Annotated in this window: 20 protein-coding genes; 14 read left to right on the top strand and 6 right to left on the bottom strand. The window is 43.0% G+C overall.

The window, feature by feature from the left end:
* Nucleotides 1-357: 357 nt before the first annotated feature.
* The 4 genes from IGJ17_RS13660 to IGJ17_RS13645 all read right to left on the bottom strand — a co-directional run bounded on the left by IGJ17_RS13660 (nucleotide 358) and on the right by IGJ17_RS13645 (nucleotide 3,302).
* Entirely contained in the window at nucleotides 358-525 is a 168-nt protein-coding gene (locus tag IGJ17_RS13660; RefSeq protein WP_005234033.1) for a hypothetical protein, read from the bottom strand.
* Between the two features lie 223 nt (nucleotides 526-748).
* Nucleotides 749-1,522: an ABC transporter permease gene (locus IGJ17_RS13655; RefSeq protein WP_086298045.1), complete on the bottom strand. Its 774-nt coding sequence runs from the start codon at nucleotides 1,520-1,522 to the stop codon at nucleotides 749-751.
* A gap of 5 nt (nucleotides 1,523-1,527) precedes the next feature.
* Nucleotides 1,528-2,331, bottom strand: coding sequence for an ABC transporter permease (locus IGJ17_RS13650; RefSeq protein ID WP_429961532.1), 804 nt, complete (start codon nucleotides 2,329-2,331; stop codon nucleotides 1,528-1,530).
* On the bottom strand, nucleotides 2,328-3,302 hold the full coding sequence (locus IGJ17_RS13645) for an ABC transporter ATP-binding protein (RefSeq protein ID WP_016612782.1): 975 nt from the start codon (nucleotides 3,300-3,302) through the stop codon (nucleotides 2,328-2,330). Before IGJ17_RS13645 ends, IGJ17_RS13650 begins: the two co-directional genes overlap by 4 nt.
* A 396-nt stretch (nucleotides 3,303-3,698) precedes the next feature.
* On the opposite strand from IGJ17_RS13645, the gene IGJ17_RS13640 reads away from it, so the two are divergent.
* The gene (locus IGJ17_RS13640) at nucleotides 3,699-4,367 is read left to right on the top strand and encodes a CPBP family intramembrane glutamic endopeptidase (RefSeq protein WP_034872126.1); all 669 of its coding nucleotides are present in this window, start codon (nucleotides 3,699-3,701) and stop codon (nucleotides 4,365-4,367) included.
* 46 nt (nucleotides 4,368-4,413) lie between these two features.
* Here the strand turns inward: IGJ17_RS13640 and IGJ17_RS13635 are convergent, their stop codons facing one another.
* On the bottom strand, nucleotides 4,414-5,205 hold the full coding sequence (locus tag IGJ17_RS13635; protein ID WP_429961531.1) for a helix-turn-helix domain-containing protein: 792 nt from the start codon (nucleotides 5,203-5,205) through the stop codon (nucleotides 4,414-4,416).
* Nucleotides 5,206-5,438: 233 nt separating this feature from the next.
* Here IGJ17_RS13635 and IGJ17_RS13630 point away from each other — a divergent pair, with 233 nt between their 5' ends.
* From IGJ17_RS13630 to IGJ17_RS13620, 3 genes are all read left to right on the top strand, one after another.
* Nucleotides 5,439-6,452: an acyltransferase family protein gene (locus tag IGJ17_RS13630; RefSeq protein WP_244732407.1), complete on the top strand. Its 1,014-nt coding sequence runs from the start codon at nucleotides 5,439-5,441 to the stop codon at nucleotides 6,450-6,452.
* A 177-nt stretch (nucleotides 6,453-6,629) separates the two neighbouring features.
* Nucleotides 6,630-7,694 carry a DUF1002 domain-containing protein gene (locus IGJ17_RS13625; protein ID WP_244732405.1) on the top strand — a complete coding sequence of 355 codons (1,065 nt, stop codon included), beginning with the start codon at nucleotides 6,630-6,632 and terminating at the stop codon, nucleotides 7,692-7,694.
* A gap of 160 nt (nucleotides 7,695-7,854) precedes the next feature.
* Nucleotides 7,855-8,226 carry a YccF domain-containing protein gene (locus IGJ17_RS13620; protein ID WP_008380564.1) on the top strand — a complete coding sequence of 124 codons (372 nt, stop codon included), beginning with the start codon at nucleotides 7,855-7,857 and terminating at the stop codon, nucleotides 8,224-8,226.
* Between the two features lie 257 nt (nucleotides 8,227-8,483).
* Here IGJ17_RS13620 and IGJ17_RS13615 read toward each other — a convergent pair whose 3' ends face one another.
* Nucleotides 8,484-9,335 carry a MurR/RpiR family transcriptional regulator gene (locus IGJ17_RS13615; RefSeq protein WP_429961530.1) on the bottom strand — a complete coding sequence of 284 codons (852 nt, stop codon included), beginning with the start codon at nucleotides 9,333-9,335 and terminating at the stop codon, nucleotides 8,484-8,486.
* A gap of 152 nt (nucleotides 9,336-9,487) precedes the next feature.
* Here IGJ17_RS13615 and gnd point away from each other — a divergent pair, with 152 nt between their 5' ends.
* The 10 genes from gnd to IGJ17_RS13565 all read left to right on the top strand — a co-directional run bounded on the left by gnd (nucleotide 9,488) and on the right by IGJ17_RS13565 (nucleotide 17,955).
* On the top strand, nucleotides 9,488-10,387 hold the full coding sequence (gnd, locus tag IGJ17_RS13610; RefSeq protein WP_196043973.1) for a phosphogluconate dehydrogenase (NAD(+)-dependent, decarboxylating): 900 nt from the start codon (nucleotides 9,488-9,490) through the stop codon (nucleotides 10,385-10,387).
* An 11-nt stretch (nucleotides 10,388-10,398) separates the two neighbouring features.
* On the top strand, nucleotides 10,399-11,400 hold the full coding sequence (locus IGJ17_RS13605) for a D-isomer specific 2-hydroxyacid dehydrogenase family protein (RefSeq protein WP_429961529.1): 1,002 nt from the start codon (nucleotides 10,399-10,401) through the stop codon (nucleotides 11,398-11,400).
* Nucleotides 11,401-11,415: 15 nt separating this feature from the next.
* A complete protein-coding gene (locus tag IGJ17_RS13600) occupies nucleotides 11,416-12,519 on the top strand; it encodes an iron-containing alcohol dehydrogenase family protein (protein ID WP_429961528.1) in 1,104 nt (367 codons plus the stop codon).
* Nucleotides 12,520-12,530: 11 nt separating this feature from the next.
* On the top strand, nucleotides 12,531-13,364 hold the full coding sequence (locus IGJ17_RS13595; protein WP_008380575.1) for a PTS mannose/fructose/sorbose/N-acetylgalactosamine transporter subunit IIC: 834 nt from the start codon (nucleotides 12,531-12,533) through the stop codon (nucleotides 13,362-13,364).
* A 19-nt stretch (nucleotides 13,365-13,383) separates the two neighbouring features.
* Entirely contained in the window at nucleotides 13,384-14,241 is an 858-nt protein-coding gene (locus tag IGJ17_RS13590; protein WP_429961527.1) for a PTS system mannose/fructose/sorbose family transporter subunit IID, read from the top strand.
* Between the two features lie 18 nt (nucleotides 14,242-14,259).
* Nucleotides 14,260-14,766: a PTS system mannose/fructose/N-acetylgalactosamine-transporter subunit IIB gene (locus tag IGJ17_RS13585; RefSeq protein WP_005228434.1), complete on the top strand. Its 507-nt coding sequence runs from the start codon at nucleotides 14,260-14,262 to the stop codon at nucleotides 14,764-14,766.
* Between the two features lie 101 nt (nucleotides 14,767-14,867).
* Nucleotides 14,868-15,743, top strand: coding sequence for a hypothetical protein (locus IGJ17_RS13580; RefSeq protein WP_429961526.1), 876 nt, complete (start codon nucleotides 14,868-14,870; stop codon nucleotides 15,741-15,743).
* 24 nt (nucleotides 15,744-15,767) lie between these two features.
* On the top strand, nucleotides 15,768-16,223 hold the full coding sequence (locus IGJ17_RS13575; RefSeq protein WP_429961525.1) for a PTS sugar transporter subunit IIA: 456 nt from the start codon (nucleotides 15,768-15,770) through the stop codon (nucleotides 16,221-16,223).
* Between the two features lie 20 nt (nucleotides 16,224-16,243).
* Nucleotides 16,244-17,341: a mannonate dehydratase gene (gene uxuA, locus IGJ17_RS13570; protein ID WP_005234052.1), complete on the top strand. Its 1,098-nt coding sequence runs from the start codon at nucleotides 16,244-16,246 to the stop codon at nucleotides 17,339-17,341.
* On the top strand, nucleotides 17,338-17,955 hold the full coding sequence (locus tag IGJ17_RS13565; protein WP_008380585.1) for a bifunctional 4-hydroxy-2-oxoglutarate aldolase/2-dehydro-3-deoxy-phosphogluconate aldolase: 618 nt from the start codon (nucleotides 17,338-17,340) through the stop codon (nucleotides 17,953-17,955). The genes uxuA and IGJ17_RS13565 overlap by 4 nt, the downstream gene beginning before the upstream one ends.
* Nucleotides 17,956-18,010 lie beyond the last annotated feature (55 nt).

The raw sequence follows: 18,010 nt of genomic DNA, 5'->3' as shown, positions 1-18,010 counted from the left end.
GTTTTTTCGTGTGATTTTAATAAACTTGTCGTATACGACTGATTGGTCGCCTGTAGCCACTGTCAATCTACTTTGCAAAAAAACATAAGTGGTACATCGTTCTACCTCGGACTTGGAAGAGTGATCGGCGAACGCACGGCATCCACAAAGGTTGCTGCGAAGATGGGGACGATATCACCGACATCAAAGGTGCATATGTTGCTTTCGCTAGACTTGATAAAGAGCAAAAGAACAGCGATTTGTTTGAAGGTGGACACAAATTGTGTGTGTCCAATAGCTTCTAAATCGGGTGTAATGACTAAAACAGCCTCGTTTGTTTCGGTAGGTTCGTAGCCATCTCCCCGTGTTTTTGACAACTTAAAGTGTATTTGAATAGAAGAAAACGTAAGAAATGGCAATCAAGCAAACCAACAATAAACCAGAGAGTGACAGAAAAAGCAGCATGATTCGTTTCTTCTTCAATCCAAGTACAAGTATCACTACATTCAGTAGAAAGAAAACAAGTAAAATCGCTAAATATTCCATAACTGGTCCTCTTTTACGTTTTTATTTATCTTACCAGAGATTGCTTGCTTTTCCTAGCCAGTTTTTGTCTTTAAGGGGATAAATATTTACAGTATATCGGTGACGTGATTGCTCGAATAAAAAAGCGACTGAGCAATTTTACAATTATCGAAAAGAAAAAGAGCACCAATCATTAGAGGATGCGTCTTCAATGATTGATGTCTATAAGGGCTTCTTGCTTGTTCTACGAACCCGTTGAAATATAATTCTTCAAACCTACTCGCCAAAAGAAGAAGGCGGGAAAGGCAAAGAGCAGACAAACCAACGGTGATAAGATCCACCAAGGATTAGTTACCCGACCAATGACATACAAGAATGGATAATACTGAAACCAAGCCATCGGCACGACGTAGGTCAACAAACGCAAGACGTGTTTTCCGTAGATACTAAATGGGTAGCGGCCAAATTCTCGGGCACCATCGGTAAAAATATTCATAAATTCAAGTCCTTGGATCGTAAAGAAGGAAATGGCGGCATACACTAAGAACAATAGGGCGAAAAAGAGGGCGCCGCAGACGATCATTAGAAAAAGAGTCAGGACATTTCCAAAATGCCAAGTAATTCCACTATTGGGAATCGCATAAGCAAACAACAGCAAGGCTTGAATAAAACGACCGAGACGAGAGAACTCCATTTTGGAAGCTAAGACTTGAAAGATCAAGGAGCGAGGGCGCACGAGTGCCCGATCGAACTCGCCATTACTGATCATTTGTGGAAAAAGATCGAACCCGCGAAAGAAGCATTCCGCAATCGAAAAGGCAAACAAAACCGTCGCAAAGGAAAGCAAGACTTCTTCAAAGGTGAAGCCATCCACTTGATGAAACCGGGTAAACATAAACCAAATGCCTAAAAAAGCGGTAAAGGAACCTAGAAATTGTCCCAAAGCAGTTAACACAAAGGAAACCTTATACTGCATCTGACTTTTGAGATGAATACAAAAATAATGCCAATAAACCATATTCCTTAACCTCCTTGCACAACGACACGTTTGAGTGCCTGCTGCAGCCAAATTTTTCCGATCGCGATCAAAAGTACGAGCCAAAACGCTTGTAAGAGCAATGCTGAAACAAGCGCAAAGCCAGTCAGATCCCCGTTGTAAATTCGCAGCGGGACGTTTTGCATGGAAGCAAAAGGCAATAGTTCCACGAATTGGCGAAAAGGCTGTGGAAAGAAAGGCAGAGGAATGACCCCGCCAGCTAAAAATTCACCGATGGAGCTGATGACGATCCGCACCCCGATGGAGGATAATGTGTAAGAAGTCGAGATATAGACCAGCTGCGACATAGCGATCACTACACCTAAACTCAGCGCCATAGACAAAAGAAACAAGAACAGGGCAACGATGTTTGCTGGCAGAATCAAGCGATAAGGTGCTGGCAGTAAAAAGGCAATCACAAAAATCGGTCCGCAACGCAAGAGCGCTTTTGCTAAGCGATTGGCAGCCGATTGGCAAAACCAGCGGTTGTATAGATCCATCGGCCGCACAAGTTCGTAGGCGATCGTCCCTGTGGTGATGGTATTGAAAATTTCTGCCTCAAAGAACCACAACATAAATAAAGACAAAAAGGCTTGCTGGAGCCAAACATAGGAGACGGTTTGTTGAAAGGTCATGGGAAAGGCACTAGGATCTGCTTGGTAAAAGGCGTGGAATGCCAGAATTTCCATCAAGCCCCAAGCTAGTTGCGTAGCCATCCCGGCAATTGCCGCCGAGCGGTATTGCAAGGTATTGATAAAGCGAATGCGGAAAAATGCCTGATACTTCCTCATATTTGATACTCCTGATACAGCTTAGCGACCATTTCTTCGGCGGTGATACTGGCAACGGCCAAATCGGTGATCTCGACTTGATTGCTGAGCAGACTGAGCAGCTGAGCGACCGACACTTCTTTGGGATTAAGTTTCAGAACAAGGCGACCAACGTCTTTTTGAAGCAGCTGGACGTTTTCTGGCAGATGAGGTTCATTCCCTTGATAGTCGATCTCCAGCGTTTTGACATCAGAAAAACGATGCTTTAGTTCATCGAGGCGACCATCCAGCAAAATTTGTCCTTTGCCGATCAACAGAATTCGCTGTGTCAGCGCCTCGATATCTTGCATATCGTGGGTCGTCAGGATGACTGTGGTGCCTTTTTCTTGGTTTCTTTTTTTAATAAACTGACGCACGGCAATCTTTGATACAGCATCTAAACCGATGGTGGGTTCATCAAGAAATAAGATTTTGGGGTCATGGAGTAAGGAGGCGGCGATCTCACAGCGCATACGCTGACCGAGACTCAAGGACCGAGCAGGGGTTTTTAAGATCTCACCTAAATCTAGTAAGGTGACTAATTCTTCTAGGTTGCGCTGATAACTAGCAGCGTCGACTTTGTAGATATCACGGATCAAATCAAAGCTGTCATTGACGGGGACATCCCACCAGAGTTGACTGCGCTGCCCGAAGACGACGCCGATGTCTTTGACATGTTGAATACGTTCTTGCCAAGGCGTACGACCATTGATGTGACAAATGCCTTGATCAGGGGTCAAAATCCCGCACATGATTTTTATGGTGGTACTTTTTCCAGCACCATTAGGCCCGATGTAGCCAACCATTTCGCCTTCATTGATGGTAAAGCTGATGTCTTGCAACGCATGGACGGTGGTGGTTTCACGAGAAAGAAATGCTTTGGCTGCTTGGCGAAAGCCGCTTTTTCGCTTGGACACTTGGAAGGTCTTGCTGAGGTGTTCTACTTGTATCATTTGGATTCACTCACTTTCTTTTGACAAACGCGACAAAAAGAGCATTCGAAATCGAATACTCGCAACGAGTTGGTCCAAACGAACATGGTTGGGGCAGCGGTTCGTCAGCCAAACAAAAGTAGGAACAGTGTAGCATAAGAGAGCGCTTTTTTCAAACACTACTTATATTTTTTTGAGGGCAGCGAAAGAAAAAACGTGGTTTGTTGGATAAAATACGCAAAATAACTGTTTTTATTTTTTATTTGTTGTAAATACTGAGGAAACTCAGTATCATTAGAAACAAGCCGATAGCGGCTAAGCAGTTTCTGGATATATGGGGAACCAAGTGATGGACTGTGTCATGATTTGTCGTAACCCAATCCTGCAAAATGCAATGAGCAAACAATGGAGGAGAGCATGAAAGCAGTAAAGAACTTATTTATTTTGATTGGCTTATTCTTACTAAGTCAAGTAGGGATGACCGTATTCAGTGTGGTAAAAATCTATTATTTGGAAGCAGGAGAGCCGAGGATTCCTGCGATGATGAGCTACGGGTTGATTGCCTTGCTTTTGGCAAACATTGGCCTACTGATGTATTTGGCTCGGAAGCTAGGACTTGCCACCTTTGACTTTGGGTGGTCAACGAAGCGCAACTGGCTATGGATCATCGGTGGTTTTGTTTTAGGTCGAGTCGTTGCTGTTGGTGGTACCATGTATCTGCAGCATATATCCGATCAAGAGGCGACCGCGAATGATGCATTGTTAGGGGAACTGTTTACAGGCGAAAATCCGCTTTTGATCTTCCTATTGATCGCTGTGGCGGCGCCAATCATGGAAGAAATCGTTTTCCGTGGTGGGTTTATCGGCCTTTTATTCAAGAAATACCCGATAGTCGGGATCATTTCAAGTGTAGCCGTTTTTAGTATCATCCATTCCGTCACCAATCTGGTCGAGTTTTTGATCTACGGTGCTATGGGGCTGATCATGGCGTTGATTTATGTAAAAACCAAGCGCTTAGAAACAGCCATCGCCATGCATTTTCTCAATAATGCCTTGGCGGCGATCGCAATGATCTTGTTAGGTTAAGAAGTCAGCAAAAAACCACCGATCAAAACGATTCGGTGGTTTTTGTTTAATCTGGCAGTTGTCCTTGTTCAAAGGGTAATTGTTCCAGTTCTTCTGCAGTAAAGAGGAGATCGCCTTCGTCTTCGATAGAAAATGCGTCACCTGCTGCAGATTTTTGATAGGCGCGCGCTTTATTCATATTACGAAGATAAAGATCCTTGTTTGCATTTAATTCTGGTGCAGCTAAATTGTCTTCGCGATTGCTGCGAATGACGATTTTGCTTGTTTGCGTGCCAAAATGAAAACCGTGATAACCCGAAACTATTAATTGGCTGGCATTTTCGCTGCTGTATTCTTTATAACCCGACAGACGGCCCGTTTTTACCAGTGGCCGATCGATCGTATAAGTGATCAAGTATTCCGTATCTTCAGGCAGCTGAATCACTTGTCCGGTTTCCTGATTCGTTATCTCAGTGGCAGGCAAGTGGTACTTTTTAATAGAAGTGATCGTTAGGTCTTCTTTTGTGAAAAAGACTGGATCGATCCAAAATCCTGCCAGCAAAATCGTACTTAAGCTAATACTGAGAACAGTCAAAAGGGCGATCAATACGAGGCCAATTCGTTTGCGGTGGGTGGTCAAATTAAGTTCTTGGACCATCTGCTGATCTTCTTTTAATAAATAGTCCAAGGTCAATTCAAAATAGTTGCTCAGCTTGACTACTTGATCTAGATCAGGATAGCTCTTGCCATTTTCCCATTTTGAAATCAGTTGCCGAGTGACAAAAAATTCCTGCGCCAATTGTTCTTGCGTGAGATTTCGTTTGGTGCGTTCTTCTTTAATAATTTTCCCAATATCCATGTGTCTGTTTTGCCTCCATCATTCTTCTCATATTATAGCAAACTCTTTTCTATGCGAACGAGGATCTTTGAAATTAGTGATGCAACAAAGGGTAACATCCTTTATTTATCAATGTTTCTACTTGTTGCACTGTCTTTCTATCCTGGAAGCTTTCAGTGCTGGTCATAAAAAGAAAGGGCCAGTAGAGTGAAGTATGTTTGATCAAATTTGACGGAGAAAGGAGAAACGATCGAATGAAGACAAAACAACCTATGGTTCCAATTGGCTATACCCAATTCTTCGCTTCCTTGCTGGTGATTCTCGTTCACTGTGGTCGACTGGCAGAAAACAACGGGCTTCATTTTTTGTTAAAGAGTCTCTTATGTCGTTTGGCGGTTCCTTTTTTTCTCCTGCTGAATGGCTATTTTTTTCAAAAGAGCACCTGTTCATGGCAGCAATGGTGCAAACGACAACTCAAGCTTTATTTGCGTTGGTCGATCGTGTATCTTCCCTTAGGTTGGTTTTATTTAGGACAGCAAAATCTTGCCGATCCATTACGGGTCATCGGTTTGGCTGCTGGCTTTTTAACAGTAGGGGTCTGGTACCATCTTTGGTATTTTCCAGCGTTGCTCTTTGGCATGTGGTTAGTAAGGAAAACCCGTTTTCTTGGCTATCGGTGGCAGTTTTTACTGGCGATCAGTTTGTATTTGATCGGCTGTCTTGAAACGTACAGCAGTTATTTAAGTGGACCTTTATTGGTATTTTATCAAAATTATCGGACCCTATTTTTTACAACGAGAAACGGTCTTTTTTATGGGTTTCTTTTTTTGCTGTGCGGGTTTTGTTTAGGTGAACACCAGAAACGTCCTTTTTTCACGAAGCATCTTGGCAGAAAATTTGCGGTCTCTCTTTGCTTATTAGGCATTGAAGGTCGACTGGTGTATCTCAATCAGGGGGACGATAAGAATTTCATGCTGTTCTTTGTGCCGACGACTCTTTTTTTCCTTGCTTGGCTGATCAAGCAGCAACCACAAAAGCGGACTTGGCAAGAAAAACAGGCAGCTGAGGCTAGTCGATTGATCTTTCTGAGTCACCCGCTGTTTCTGGAATCCGGGAAAGTCTTTTTTTCACTAGGAGGGTTTCCGTTGTTCTTTTATACGATAGTTTTAACGGGAGCCTTTCTCGGCTTGAGGAAAGTGGGCAGTCATTTCAAATCCTACGCTGTTGGTTTTGCAAAAAAAACAGTTGATGAAAAGAAAAGCGTCTAAAGTATTGCTGTACCAAGGATAATACCAAATTGCGCCTTTTTTAAATAGCAGCAGAGTTCTAAGTTTTTCTTCATTTCAGACCCTAGACGTAGGCTTTGCAAGAAAACCTATAGTACAATAACAGCAGTAAGAGGGAAAAATCCCTGAAAAAGAGATCAACACTTGGAGGATATAGTGATGAAAAAACAGACTCGAAAACCAGCGATGATTTTAGCGACTCTCTTGGTATCTAGCCAAGTTTTATTAGCAGCACCACAAGTTTTTGCTGACGAAACCAATTCAACGACGAGCAGTTCCACTGCAACAAGCAGTTCTACCGCAACGACAGCCACTACCGACAGTCAAACAAGTACCTCTGACAGCAGTTCAGATCGTTTGCAAGTCAATGCCGTGGCGATCGGAAATGCCTTGACGAAAGCACAAGAAGACTACACACTTGAACGTCTGGGCATTCAAGGCGAAACACCGATTTATACGACAAACGGTGCTGACTTGATGAAATACATTCCCGATGGTGGCTTTACCGCAGATTGGGCGGTCTATAGCTCGGTCAGAATGCAGACGCTAGAAAGCGGGGCAGGAATCACTGTCGATATCGCGACACCAGATAACATTACCCGCATCACCGCAGCCCAGTATCAAAATGCGGCGCTGACGGCAGGGATCACTGATGCGAAGTTAACGGTTGCTTCTGCTGTACCGATCGACGGTTCCGGTGCTTTAGCTGGGGTTTACAAAATCGTTGAAGAATCAGGCGGCGTCATCAATCAGAATCGAGTAGCTGTAGCTCAAGATGAGATGGATGTGCTTTCTACGATCACCGAAGAGAACAAAGACAAAGAAGGCTATTCCGATGAAGCTTTGAATGCTGCGCAAGAACAAGCGAAAACCGATTTGGCTGCTCAAACCGCAGATGGTACGGAATTGACTCAAGCAGATATTCAAGAGACAGTAGAAAAAGCCTTGAAGGACAACGGACTGGAAGGAATCGTTACGGAAAATCAAATTTCTGAATTGACCTCTTTAATGAGCGACATGCGAGACAACAATATCTTCGATGACTTCATCAAAGAATTGGATCTGTCAGAAGCTCGCAAGCAAATCGAAGAAACCTCTAAGGGCCTTTGGGAAAATATCAAGAGCTTCTTTAGCGGCATCTGGTCTTCGATCACCGGTGTCTTCGGCAATGACTCAAATGAATCAAATAACAGCAGCGAATCAACGGTTGATTCTGGACAATAAGCATTTTACAAAATAACGTATTTCGCTTGTATTAAGAAAAAAGAGAAGAGCGCAGGGGAAGGAGCAGGGACGCTAGTGCACATCTGAGTGCTAACGATGTCCTCTGCTTTCTTTGCTAAAACAGGAGCAGTCTTTATTAAAAAAGAAGGAGGGCAATCAGATGAATTTTTTAGGCAACGTGATTTGGTTTGTCTTTGGCGGCTTGATCGGTGCGATCTCATGGTTTTTGGCTGGGTGTTTATGGTGTATTACCATCATCGGCATTCCCATTGGTCTGCAATGTTTTAAGTTTGCGACTTTGTCATTAGCACCATTTGGGAAAGACATCGTTTACCGTGGCGGTGGCGTGTCCGTGATTCTCAATATTTTATGGTTGATTTTTTCTGGTATACCACTGGCTTTAGGACATTTAGCTAGCGCAGTCCTTCTAGCCATCACGATCATCGGCATTCCATTTGCGGCGCAATCATTGAAAATGGCGCGCTTAGCGTTGATGCCCTTTGGAGCAGAGATTGTGTCTAGTCGTTATTGATTTACCCCAAAAAATAGTCTTAAAAAACCACATTACAGAGCGGATAGCTTTGTGATGTGGTTTTTTTGCGAATATCAGCAAGAGTAAGGGACAAGATTTTTGGCAGGCTCACCGCAGTTGAATTTCAGAACTGAAAAAGTTGTTAAGAAACCAAAGAAGAGGACAGGAAAAAACACACAAGTTTTTTTGCATATCAACCGTGATTCACAAAAGATTTAGCGAAACACAGAAAAATGTTAAGTTTTTTTCTTCCCTTCTCAGGGTTCTTTGATTTTTGAAATGGAGCGCCGAATTTTGGCAATCGATTGTTGCGCTTTGTCTCGATTAATAAACATTAAGATGACATAAAGGGAATCCATGATGCTCAGTTGAGCGATTCTGGATGCCAATGCCTCTGAGCGAAACTCAGTTTCTTCGGAAATAGAGATGAAAACCACGTCGCCTAGTTTGGCTAAAGGAGAAGCAGCATGGCTAGTAATGACGATAATTTTGGCACCATTGTTTTTGGCAACTTGAGCTAGTTCAATGGTTTCTCTTGATTTTCCAGTATGAGAGATAAAAATGCCGCAATCATTTGGCGTCAACAATGAAGCCTCCATCAGTTGGATGTGATAATCACTGCTGTGGAAAACAGTGATCGGCGAGCGCAAAAATTTGTGATAGGCATCGGTTGCCACGATTTCTGAACCACCAACGCCGAAGAAAAAAAGTCGTTTAGATTTATTGATCATTGCAGCAGCAAGCTTTAAATCTTCTTCTTTTAAAAGATTTTTGGTATCAGTCAGTGTGGTCATATTAGAATCAAATACTTTTTGAGCCATAGTCAATTCATTATCAGACTTCTGGATATTTTCATGGATCGAAATGGCAGAAAAATCATTTTCCTGCATCAGCATTGCCATTTTGAAGTCTTTAAATCCGTTGTAACCGAGTTTTTTTGTGAATTGAAAAAAGGTCGAATCAGCGATGCCTAATTCATTGGATAAATCACTGATTGAACTGTGGCTGACTTTACTAGGATTTTCCAAAATGTAGTCGGCAATCGCTTGTTCTTTGAGACTTAAGTCTTTATAAAGCGTTTTTATTTGCAGTCGAATCGAAACAGTCAAAGACGGTTACCTCCTTTATATGAACATTATCATCTTTGTATTGTTACGTTACCTCTTTTAAAGAAAAAAAGCAAATAAAAATTATTTTTATTTTTATTGTTTACAAAAAAATATTTTTTTGTATAATGAAAGTATGAAATGGAGGCGCTGTCATGGAGGTAGGAATTATCGGACTTGGAAAAATGGGATTGAACTTAGCCCTCAATTTAAAAGATCAAGGTTATCAAGTAAAAGGGCTGGATCTTTCGGTACATGCGCAGAAAACAGCGCAAGAAGCTGGAATCACACTCTATCAAACGCTAGCTGATTTGACGAATTCCTTTAGCGGCCGACGGATTTTATGGTTGATGCTTCCTGCGGGAACGGTGACTGAGGGGGTTCTTGAAGAACTATGGACCCTTGTATCAGCGAAAGATATCGTGATTGAAGGCGGAAATTCTAATTACAAAGATTCGATTCGCCGAGCAGCCTGGTTTAAAGAAAAAGAGGTGCATTACTTTGATTGTGGGACTTCTGGTGGGGTTTCCGGAGCTAGAAAAGATGCATGTTTGATGATTGGCGGGAATGAGATCGCTTTTTTAGAGGTGGAATCTTTGTTTGCAGATGTGGCTGTTTTAGGAGGCTACCTTTACGCAGGGGAATCAGGAAGCGGTCATTTTCTAAAGATGGTCCATAACGGTATCGAATACGGAATGATGCAAGCGATCGGTGAAGGCTTTCAATTGATTGAACAAAGTGCCTATGACTTTGATTTGGCTTCCGTCGCAGAGGTATGGAATCATGGATCGGTTATTCGCAGCTGGCTGATGGAAATCGCAGCGGCCCAATTTAATGAGAGCCCCAAGTTGGAGGAATATCGCGGGGTTGTTGCAGCTTCTGGTGAAGCTAGGTGGACAGTGGAAACGGCTTTGGAGATGAATGTTGCTGTACCGACGATCGCTATGAGTTTGTTTATGAGAAATTTGTCCCAAGAAGAAGACAGTTTCTCAGCAAAAGTCGTCTCTGCGCTAAGGAATGGTTTTGGTGGTCATGAGATTGTTGCAAAAGAGTAAGGAGGAAGAATATGGAACAGTTTAAGATCGCTATAGTGAATTCCAGCAGCTTTGGAAAAATCTTTCCGCAACATATCGAGCGGTTGAAAGCAATCGGAACTGTCAGTCCTTTCACGTTCGATAGCGAAATCAACGGGAAAGAATTGGCAGAAAAGCTTAAGGGATACAACATCATTATAGCAAGTGTTACCCCATTTTTTACCAAAGAATTTTTTGAGTACAAAGATGAATTGCTACTGATCACACGCCACGGGATCGGCTATAACAATATTGATTTAGAAGCAGCGAAGGACCACCAAACGATTGTTTCGATCATTCCAGCTTTGGTCGAGCGTGATGCAGTAGCAGAAAATAATGTGACCAATCTATTGGCGCTTCTGCGCTGTACAGTTGAATCGAATACAAAAGTCCGCGAAGATCAATGGGAAAAACGAGCGAACTTTGTCGGACGCGCACTATTTAACAAGACAGTAGGCGTGATTGGTGTCGGCAATACTGGAAGTTGTGTAGTAGAAATATTGAGAAATGGTTTCCGCTGCGAGATTTTGGCATACGATCCATATAAGTCCGCTTTGCATATTCAAAGCTATGGCGGAAAAAAAGTCGATCTAGACGAGCTGCTAGCAAAATCAGATATTATTTGTCTATGTGCTAACTTGACGGAGGAAAATTATCATATGATTTCCTTTGAAGAAATTTCAAAAATGAAAGATCAAGTGTATCTCTCCAATAGTGCCCGTGGCGCACTTTTGAATGAAGAGGCAATTGTAAGCGGATTAAAAAGTGGGAAAATCGCTGGTCTTGCCACCGATGTCTTAGAGGAAGAGCCTGGTCATAAAGATCATCCGTATTTAGCTTTTGAAAATGTAGTTATGACACCGTATACATCAGCTTATACTATGGAATGCTTAGAAGAGATGGGAAACAAATGTGTAACGGATATTGAACGAATCGTTAAGGGACTGCTGCCAGACCGTGCTGTTCAAGCGGAAAGTCGGTTTTTGGCTGTATAAAGGAGAGTGAAGCTCGTGCTAACGGATTTAAAAGTAAAGATTGGACCGCAAGTTTATCGTTACCATGAAGGCGCGATCGACTATGTGCCGGAAGTATTAAAAGAGTACAAAGTAAAACGACTGCTGCTCGTACATGGAACGGTTTCATGGGAAAAAGCGAAACCAAAATTACCCTTTTTAGAAGATGCGCATTTGGAAATTTTTTATCATCGCTACACAGGAGAATGTAGCTATTATGGCGCTGGACTGATTGCTGATCTTGTTGAAGAACTGGCGATCGATTTTATTCTGGGGGTTGGTGGCGGGAAGTTAGCCGACTTAGTGGGATATGCAGCACATGTAGTCAATCGACCCTTTGGACTGATCCCAACATTGGCCAGTAATTGTGCACCATGGACACCCTTGTCTGTCATGTATAAAGAGTCGGGAGAATCTGAAGGGAAGTCGGAACACTATTTAAGACAGGCTGCTTTTTTGATTACCGATCCGACGTTAGTGATCGATGCACCAGTCTCCTACTTTATCGCCGGTTTAGCGGATACGTTGGCAAAGTGGATTGAATCGGAAGCAATCTTAGCCCAACCACATTTGAAAAATGAGCCTTTCTTGCAAATGGCAGGCTATACAGCAAAATTATGCGAAACAGCTATTTTGACACAATCGAAACAAGCGATTGAAGATATGAAGCGACAGGAAGTGACAGACGCCTTTTGTCATTTGTCGGAGATCGTTATTGCAGTTGCTGGAATGGTAGGCGGGCTAGGCGATAAATATGCCCGCAATGCAGCGGCGCATGCGATGCATGATGCCATCAGTAAATATCTGCCTGAGAGTCATCGTTTTCTTCACGGGGAAAAGGTTGCCTATGGGATGTTTTATCAATTAGCGCTTGAAGAAAAATGGACGGTCATCGATCAGTTGATCCCCTTTTATCAAGAATTGCACTTACCAATGAGTTTACATCAAATGGGTATTTTTCCTGAAGATGCACAAGTCATTGATCAGTTGGTGCAGTTCATAGATTCAAAAGAAAAAGTACACTTGATTCCAGTCTTAATCACCAAAGAACGCTTGAAAGAAGCTGTTCTTGATTTAGAAAACTATTTGAAAGAAGTTTAGGAGGAGGAAAAATGGATACATTAAGTGTTACACAAAGTTTACTGATTGCGCTATGGGTTGCAGCAGTCATGTCTCGTTGGCTCGGCGGAGGCGCCACACTGACTTTACGTTTTTCACCGTTGATGACGGGATTAGTTGTCGGACTGGTGATGGGAAATGTGCCTCAAGCCATGATCGTCACTGCCGCTTTACAAATGATTTACATGGGGGTATTTTCTCCCGGCGGATCCATGCCGGCGGAACCTTCGATTGCAGCGGCGATTGCCGTACCGGTAGCTTTGCTAGGAAATCTGCAACCAGAAGCAGCGATTGCTGTTGCCGTACCTGTTGGTTTGCTAGGGAGTTATTTGTATCAGTTCCGTTTCTTTATCAATACCTTCTTAGGAAAATATACGGATAAAGCAGTGGAAGATCTTAATGACAAAGCAATGACTCGTTCAATTATTTTATACCCAACGCTGGCTTCATTTATTTTATTTGTTCCGCTGGTATTTATTGCACTTTATTTAGGCGCTCCACTGATTGCTGATGTCATCAATGCTCTTGAGGGGACAGTCGTTATCCATATTTTAGAAGTAGTCGGCGGCGGATTGGCAGCGATCGGGATTGCAACTACCGTCTATGTGATCGGTCGAAAAGATTATATGGTCTTTTTCTTCTTGGCCTATTTCATGAGTGTAGTTTTCAGTTCGCTAGAAATTACCATGGTCACCTATGCGATATTTGGTATTTTGATCGCGTTGATTTTTGTTCAGTCACAAAAAGGAAAATTGGCCCCAGCCCCAGAAACGAATACAGCATCACCATCCTTTGATGATGACGATGACTATGATGACGGGTTCTAATCGATAAGGAGGAGCAGTAATGACCGAAATAATTCAAAAAGCGCAAGGCGCACCGGAAGAAATCACGAAGAAAGATGTCACAAAAGCATACCTAAGATGGCATTTCGCCAATGAGATCCCGCATTCGTTTGAACGGTATTTATCACCATCGCTTTTATACGCCATGATGCCGATTTTGCGCAAACTTTACAAAGACGATGAGGCACTGAAAGCTGCCTACAAACGCCAACTGTTGTTTTTCAATACCCAGCTAAGTTGGGGTGGCGGTGTTATTACTGGGCTGATGTCATCAATGGAACAACAGCGAGCCGAGGAAGAGCATGAGAAAAAAGAGATCTTGATGCAGGATGATCTAATGTACAACACGAAAGCTGGTTTGATGGGTGCTTTAGCAGGAATCGGGGATGCCATCGACTCAGGAACCGTTCAATATATCTTTATTGCGATTGCCGTCCCTTGGGCACAGCAAGGAAGTCCGCTAGGTGCGTTGTTTCCGTTCATTTGCTTTGCACTGTATCAAGTTTCTCTAGGAATGTTTTTTGCCCGCCAAGCGTTCTCAATGGGACGCAACGCAACTGGCTTGATGCAGAGTACAGGTGTTCAAACTGCCATTGAAACACTGTCGGTTCTCGGTTTGTTTATGATGGGGGTTCTGGCTGGAAACTATGTCAAAGTCAGTTCTTCGCTGCAGTTTGATATTTCTGGACGAGAATTTATTATCCAAGATATCCTTGATCAGATTGTACCAGGGATCTTGCCGTTAGCAGTTGTAATTGGCGTCTACTGGTTCTATACAAAGAAAGGATTAAAAGTCACGCAAGCATTGCTATGGCTGACTTTGATTCTGATTATTTTAGCCGGTGTCGGTATTTTATAAGAAAAGGAAGTGTCAACAATGGGTGTAGTAAATTTAGCACGAGTAGATGAACGATTGATCCATGGGCAGGTCATGATGACCTTGTCGCAAAAAAGCGGAGTCAACTCGATCTTTGTAGTGGATGAGGTAGTAGCTAAGGATAAGTTCATGCGGGAATTATACAAAAATGCCGGTAGCCGCACAGGGCAAAAAACGATCGTCGTTACACCAGAAAAAGCCAAATTTTACTGGGATGAATACAACTTCAAAGATTACAACTGTATTTTGATCGCTAAAACCGTCAGTGTGATGTACGACTTAGTCAAACACGGCGTGCCAATGAAAGAATTGAACATAGGCGGTATCGCCCAAAAAGATCCCGAGAAAGATCTCTTGGTAACAAAATCTGTTTATTTAAATCAAGCTGATGCGCAAAAACTCAAAGAAATGAACGAAGCGTACGGTGTGGAATCAATCTATTTTCAAGCAACACCTTCTGCACCGAAATCAACCCTTAAAGATGTGTTGAAGCAGTTCAATTTGTAATCATTGAGCCGTTCGTCATCTGTTGAAGAGGAAGGCGGAGGGTCTTATAAAAATAGAGTTCCTCCTTCCTTGTCAGTAATTTGTGAATAGGAGAATCCGCCATGAATCAAACAGAAGCATTTCGTGATTGGCTTTTTCGTTATCGATATGTCTATCGGTCGCGATCAACGGATAAAAGCAAACAAAGATTTTTGAAGGCACTCATCGCGGATATCATTCCATTTCGCAAAGACCTTCAGGTGATCGAGTATGATCACACGAAAAAAAACGCCTCACGCAATTTGTATGTTGGTGATCTGACCAAAGCAAAACGGATCATCTGCACATATTATGATACACCGCCAGAGCATTTTGGCGATTACCATTTTTTTGATCGGCAGGAGCAAGGCCGTAAAACAAATCAATTTATTCTGACTGCTTCAGCAGTGATGATTCTTTTAGGGTTGTTAGGTACCTGGCTTTATATCCACTTTGCCTCAGGGAGATTTCCCTTATTGTCTTGGCAAACAGCGCTTTTTGCTTCAGGGGTCGGTATTTATTTTCTGATATTAAATCGCGTAAGCCGCGGGGCAGGATTTCAGCAAAATCTAACCCGCAATACCTCCTCTATCTTAGCGCTGCTGTCCCTAATCAGTCAAAACAGTCAAACAACGACGGCCTTCGCATTTCTTGATGAAGGAAGTTACGGAGAACGCGGGTTGGAAGTGTTACGTGATTCAGCAGGGCCGAATGCGAAGATTTATTATTTAGATTCTATTGGTGCCGATGCTCCGATTCGAGCTATCGGCAAGCAATTCAATGAAGGGCAACTCCAGCAGTTGTCAATCGAACACAGTAGTGAAGCAATGGGCAGCATCAACTATCTGTTTTGTGCAGAAAAGCAACAGGATCAGACGTATGTGTTGCCTAAAAAACAATTAAAGCAAAAAGAGCTGAATAGTAGGAATATGCAAAAAGTCCTTGCGTTATTTGGTTAGGAAGCGAAAAAGGAGGAACAACATTTGTTAGGAATCGTATTGGCAACTCACGGACAGCTGAGTACTGGTTTTAAAGATGCCGCAGAGGTGATCATGGGCAGTGTCGAAAATATTGCGGTCGTTAATTTGAACCACGGAGAGGATATTCAACTTCTGGGAAACAAAATCCATGAAGCGATCCATGAAACAGATCAAGGGGACGGTGTCGTGGTGTTTGCTGATCTATTGAGTGCCAGTCCCTACAATCAGTCGGTTATAACGATCAATCAATTAGATGAACCACTTCAGGAAAAGACGTATGTGATCGGCGGAGTGAATCTACCGATGGTATTAGAAGCAATCAATCATCAATTTTTGGCGACACCGATTGAACAGGCGGTGGCAGCAGTGATCCAGCAAGGAGAAAACAGTGTAGCGATTTGGCACAATTCTTCAGCAGGTGATAGTAGCGAAGAAACTGATGAGGACGATGATTTTTAAAAACGAAAGGGTGACAGCAAATGCAATGGGGGTTTCGATGGTACGGGGAAGGGGATACGATCCCGTTAACGAATATTCGACAAATTCCAGGAATGCACGGCATTGTAGGAACACTTCTGAATAAAATGCCCGGAGATGTCTGGGAGATTTCCGAAATCAACGCACTAAAAGCATCAATTGAAAAAGAGCATCTTTCGCTATTAGGGATTGAGAGTGTCGCGATCCACGATGCGATCAAAGCTGGAACAGAGGAACGGGATCACTACATCGATCAATATATTCAAACGATTCGGAATTTAGCAGCTTGTGATGTACATATGATCTGCTATAGCTTCAAACCGATCTTCGGCTGGGCAAAAACAAACCTATTTTATCAAAACGAGGATGGCAGCTTCTCCTTGCTCTATGATCAAGCCGTTGTGGATGATATGGAACCTAGTGAGATGTATACGCTGATCCATAGCCAATCAAAAGGCTTTAAATTGCCAGGCTGGGAAGAAGAACGACTGAAAAAGTTCCAGCGTTTGATGGCAACTTATGAAGGGGTCACTCAAGAGATCCTCTTTGATAACTTAAGCTATTTCTTAAAGCGGATCATTCCTGTGTGTGAAGAAGTAGATGTGAAAATGGCGATCCATCCGGACGATCCACCTTGGGAAATTTTTGGTTTGCCACGGATCACCAAAAATTTAGAGGACTTGAAAAAAATCATGGCCATCGTGGATTCGCCTTATAATGGGGTGACGTTGTGCACCGGTTCGTTAGGTGCCGATCCAGAAAACGACATGGTGGAGATCGTTCATGGCTTAAAAGGCCGCATCAACTTTGTTCATTTTCGCAATGTGTTGTTTATGGGGGAACGCAAATTTAAAGAATCTGCCCATCTTTCCACTGAAGGATCGTTAGATATGTATGCCATTATGAAAGCCTTGGTTGAGGTCGGTTTTGATGGTGTCATCCGTCCTGATCACGGGCGGACGATCTGGGGGGAAGTGGCGATGCCAGGCTATGGTCTGTATGATCGCGCGATTGGTATCAGTTATCTTCAAGGGCTTCATGAAGCCGTCTTGAAAGAGCAAATGCAATCGAGGGGAACGAAGGGAGGAGAGAGTGTATGACACTCTATGAACAATTGGCAAAAACAAGGGTGTTGCCCCTTTACACGGCAACAGACCTTACCTATTTGCCAGTAGTAGAATCACTGCTGATTGAGCATGAACTGTATTTTATTGAAGTGACCTTCCGCAGTGCCCTTGCTTTAGAAGCGATTGAAAAACTCTCTCAATCGGGCAAATTGATCGTAGGCGCAGGCACGGTACGCACCTTAGAACAAGCAAAAGCAGCAGTTGAGAAAGGGGCGCGCTTTATTGTTTCCCCTGCTCTTGTACCTGATGTGGTGGAATTTTGTCTTGCCGAAAACATTCCAGTGTTTCCAGGGACAGCTACCCCAAATGACATTCAACGGGCAACGGATTATGGCTTATCAGTTGTGAAATTTTTCCCTGCGGATATCTACGGGGGCTTACCGGCAATCAAAGCCCTCAGCGGTCCGTTTTACGATATTCGATTTGTCCCAACTGGTGGGATCACTCTCGAAAATGTTCAAGACTATTTATCTGATCCGCAAGTATTAGCGGTTGGCGGCTCCTTCATTCTGTCAGAAGCGCTAGTAAAAGAAGGGCGGGAAAAGGCTGACAGCCATTTGGCGCATGTAAAATCATTGCTAAGTTGAGCAGTCAGCTGTAAATAAACAAGATGAAGCAATGGGTGCCAAAGGATTTTGGTAC

Origin of the sequence: Enterococcus sp. DIV1096b, from assembly GCF_050498765.1 — a bacterium.
Taxonomy (GTDB): Bacteria; Bacillota; Bacilli; order Lactobacillales; family Enterococcaceae; genus Enterococcus_D; species Enterococcus_D entomosocium.
The sequence above is the reverse complement of the archived record's forward strand: the minus strand, read 5'-3'. Positions and strand labels throughout refer to the sequence as shown.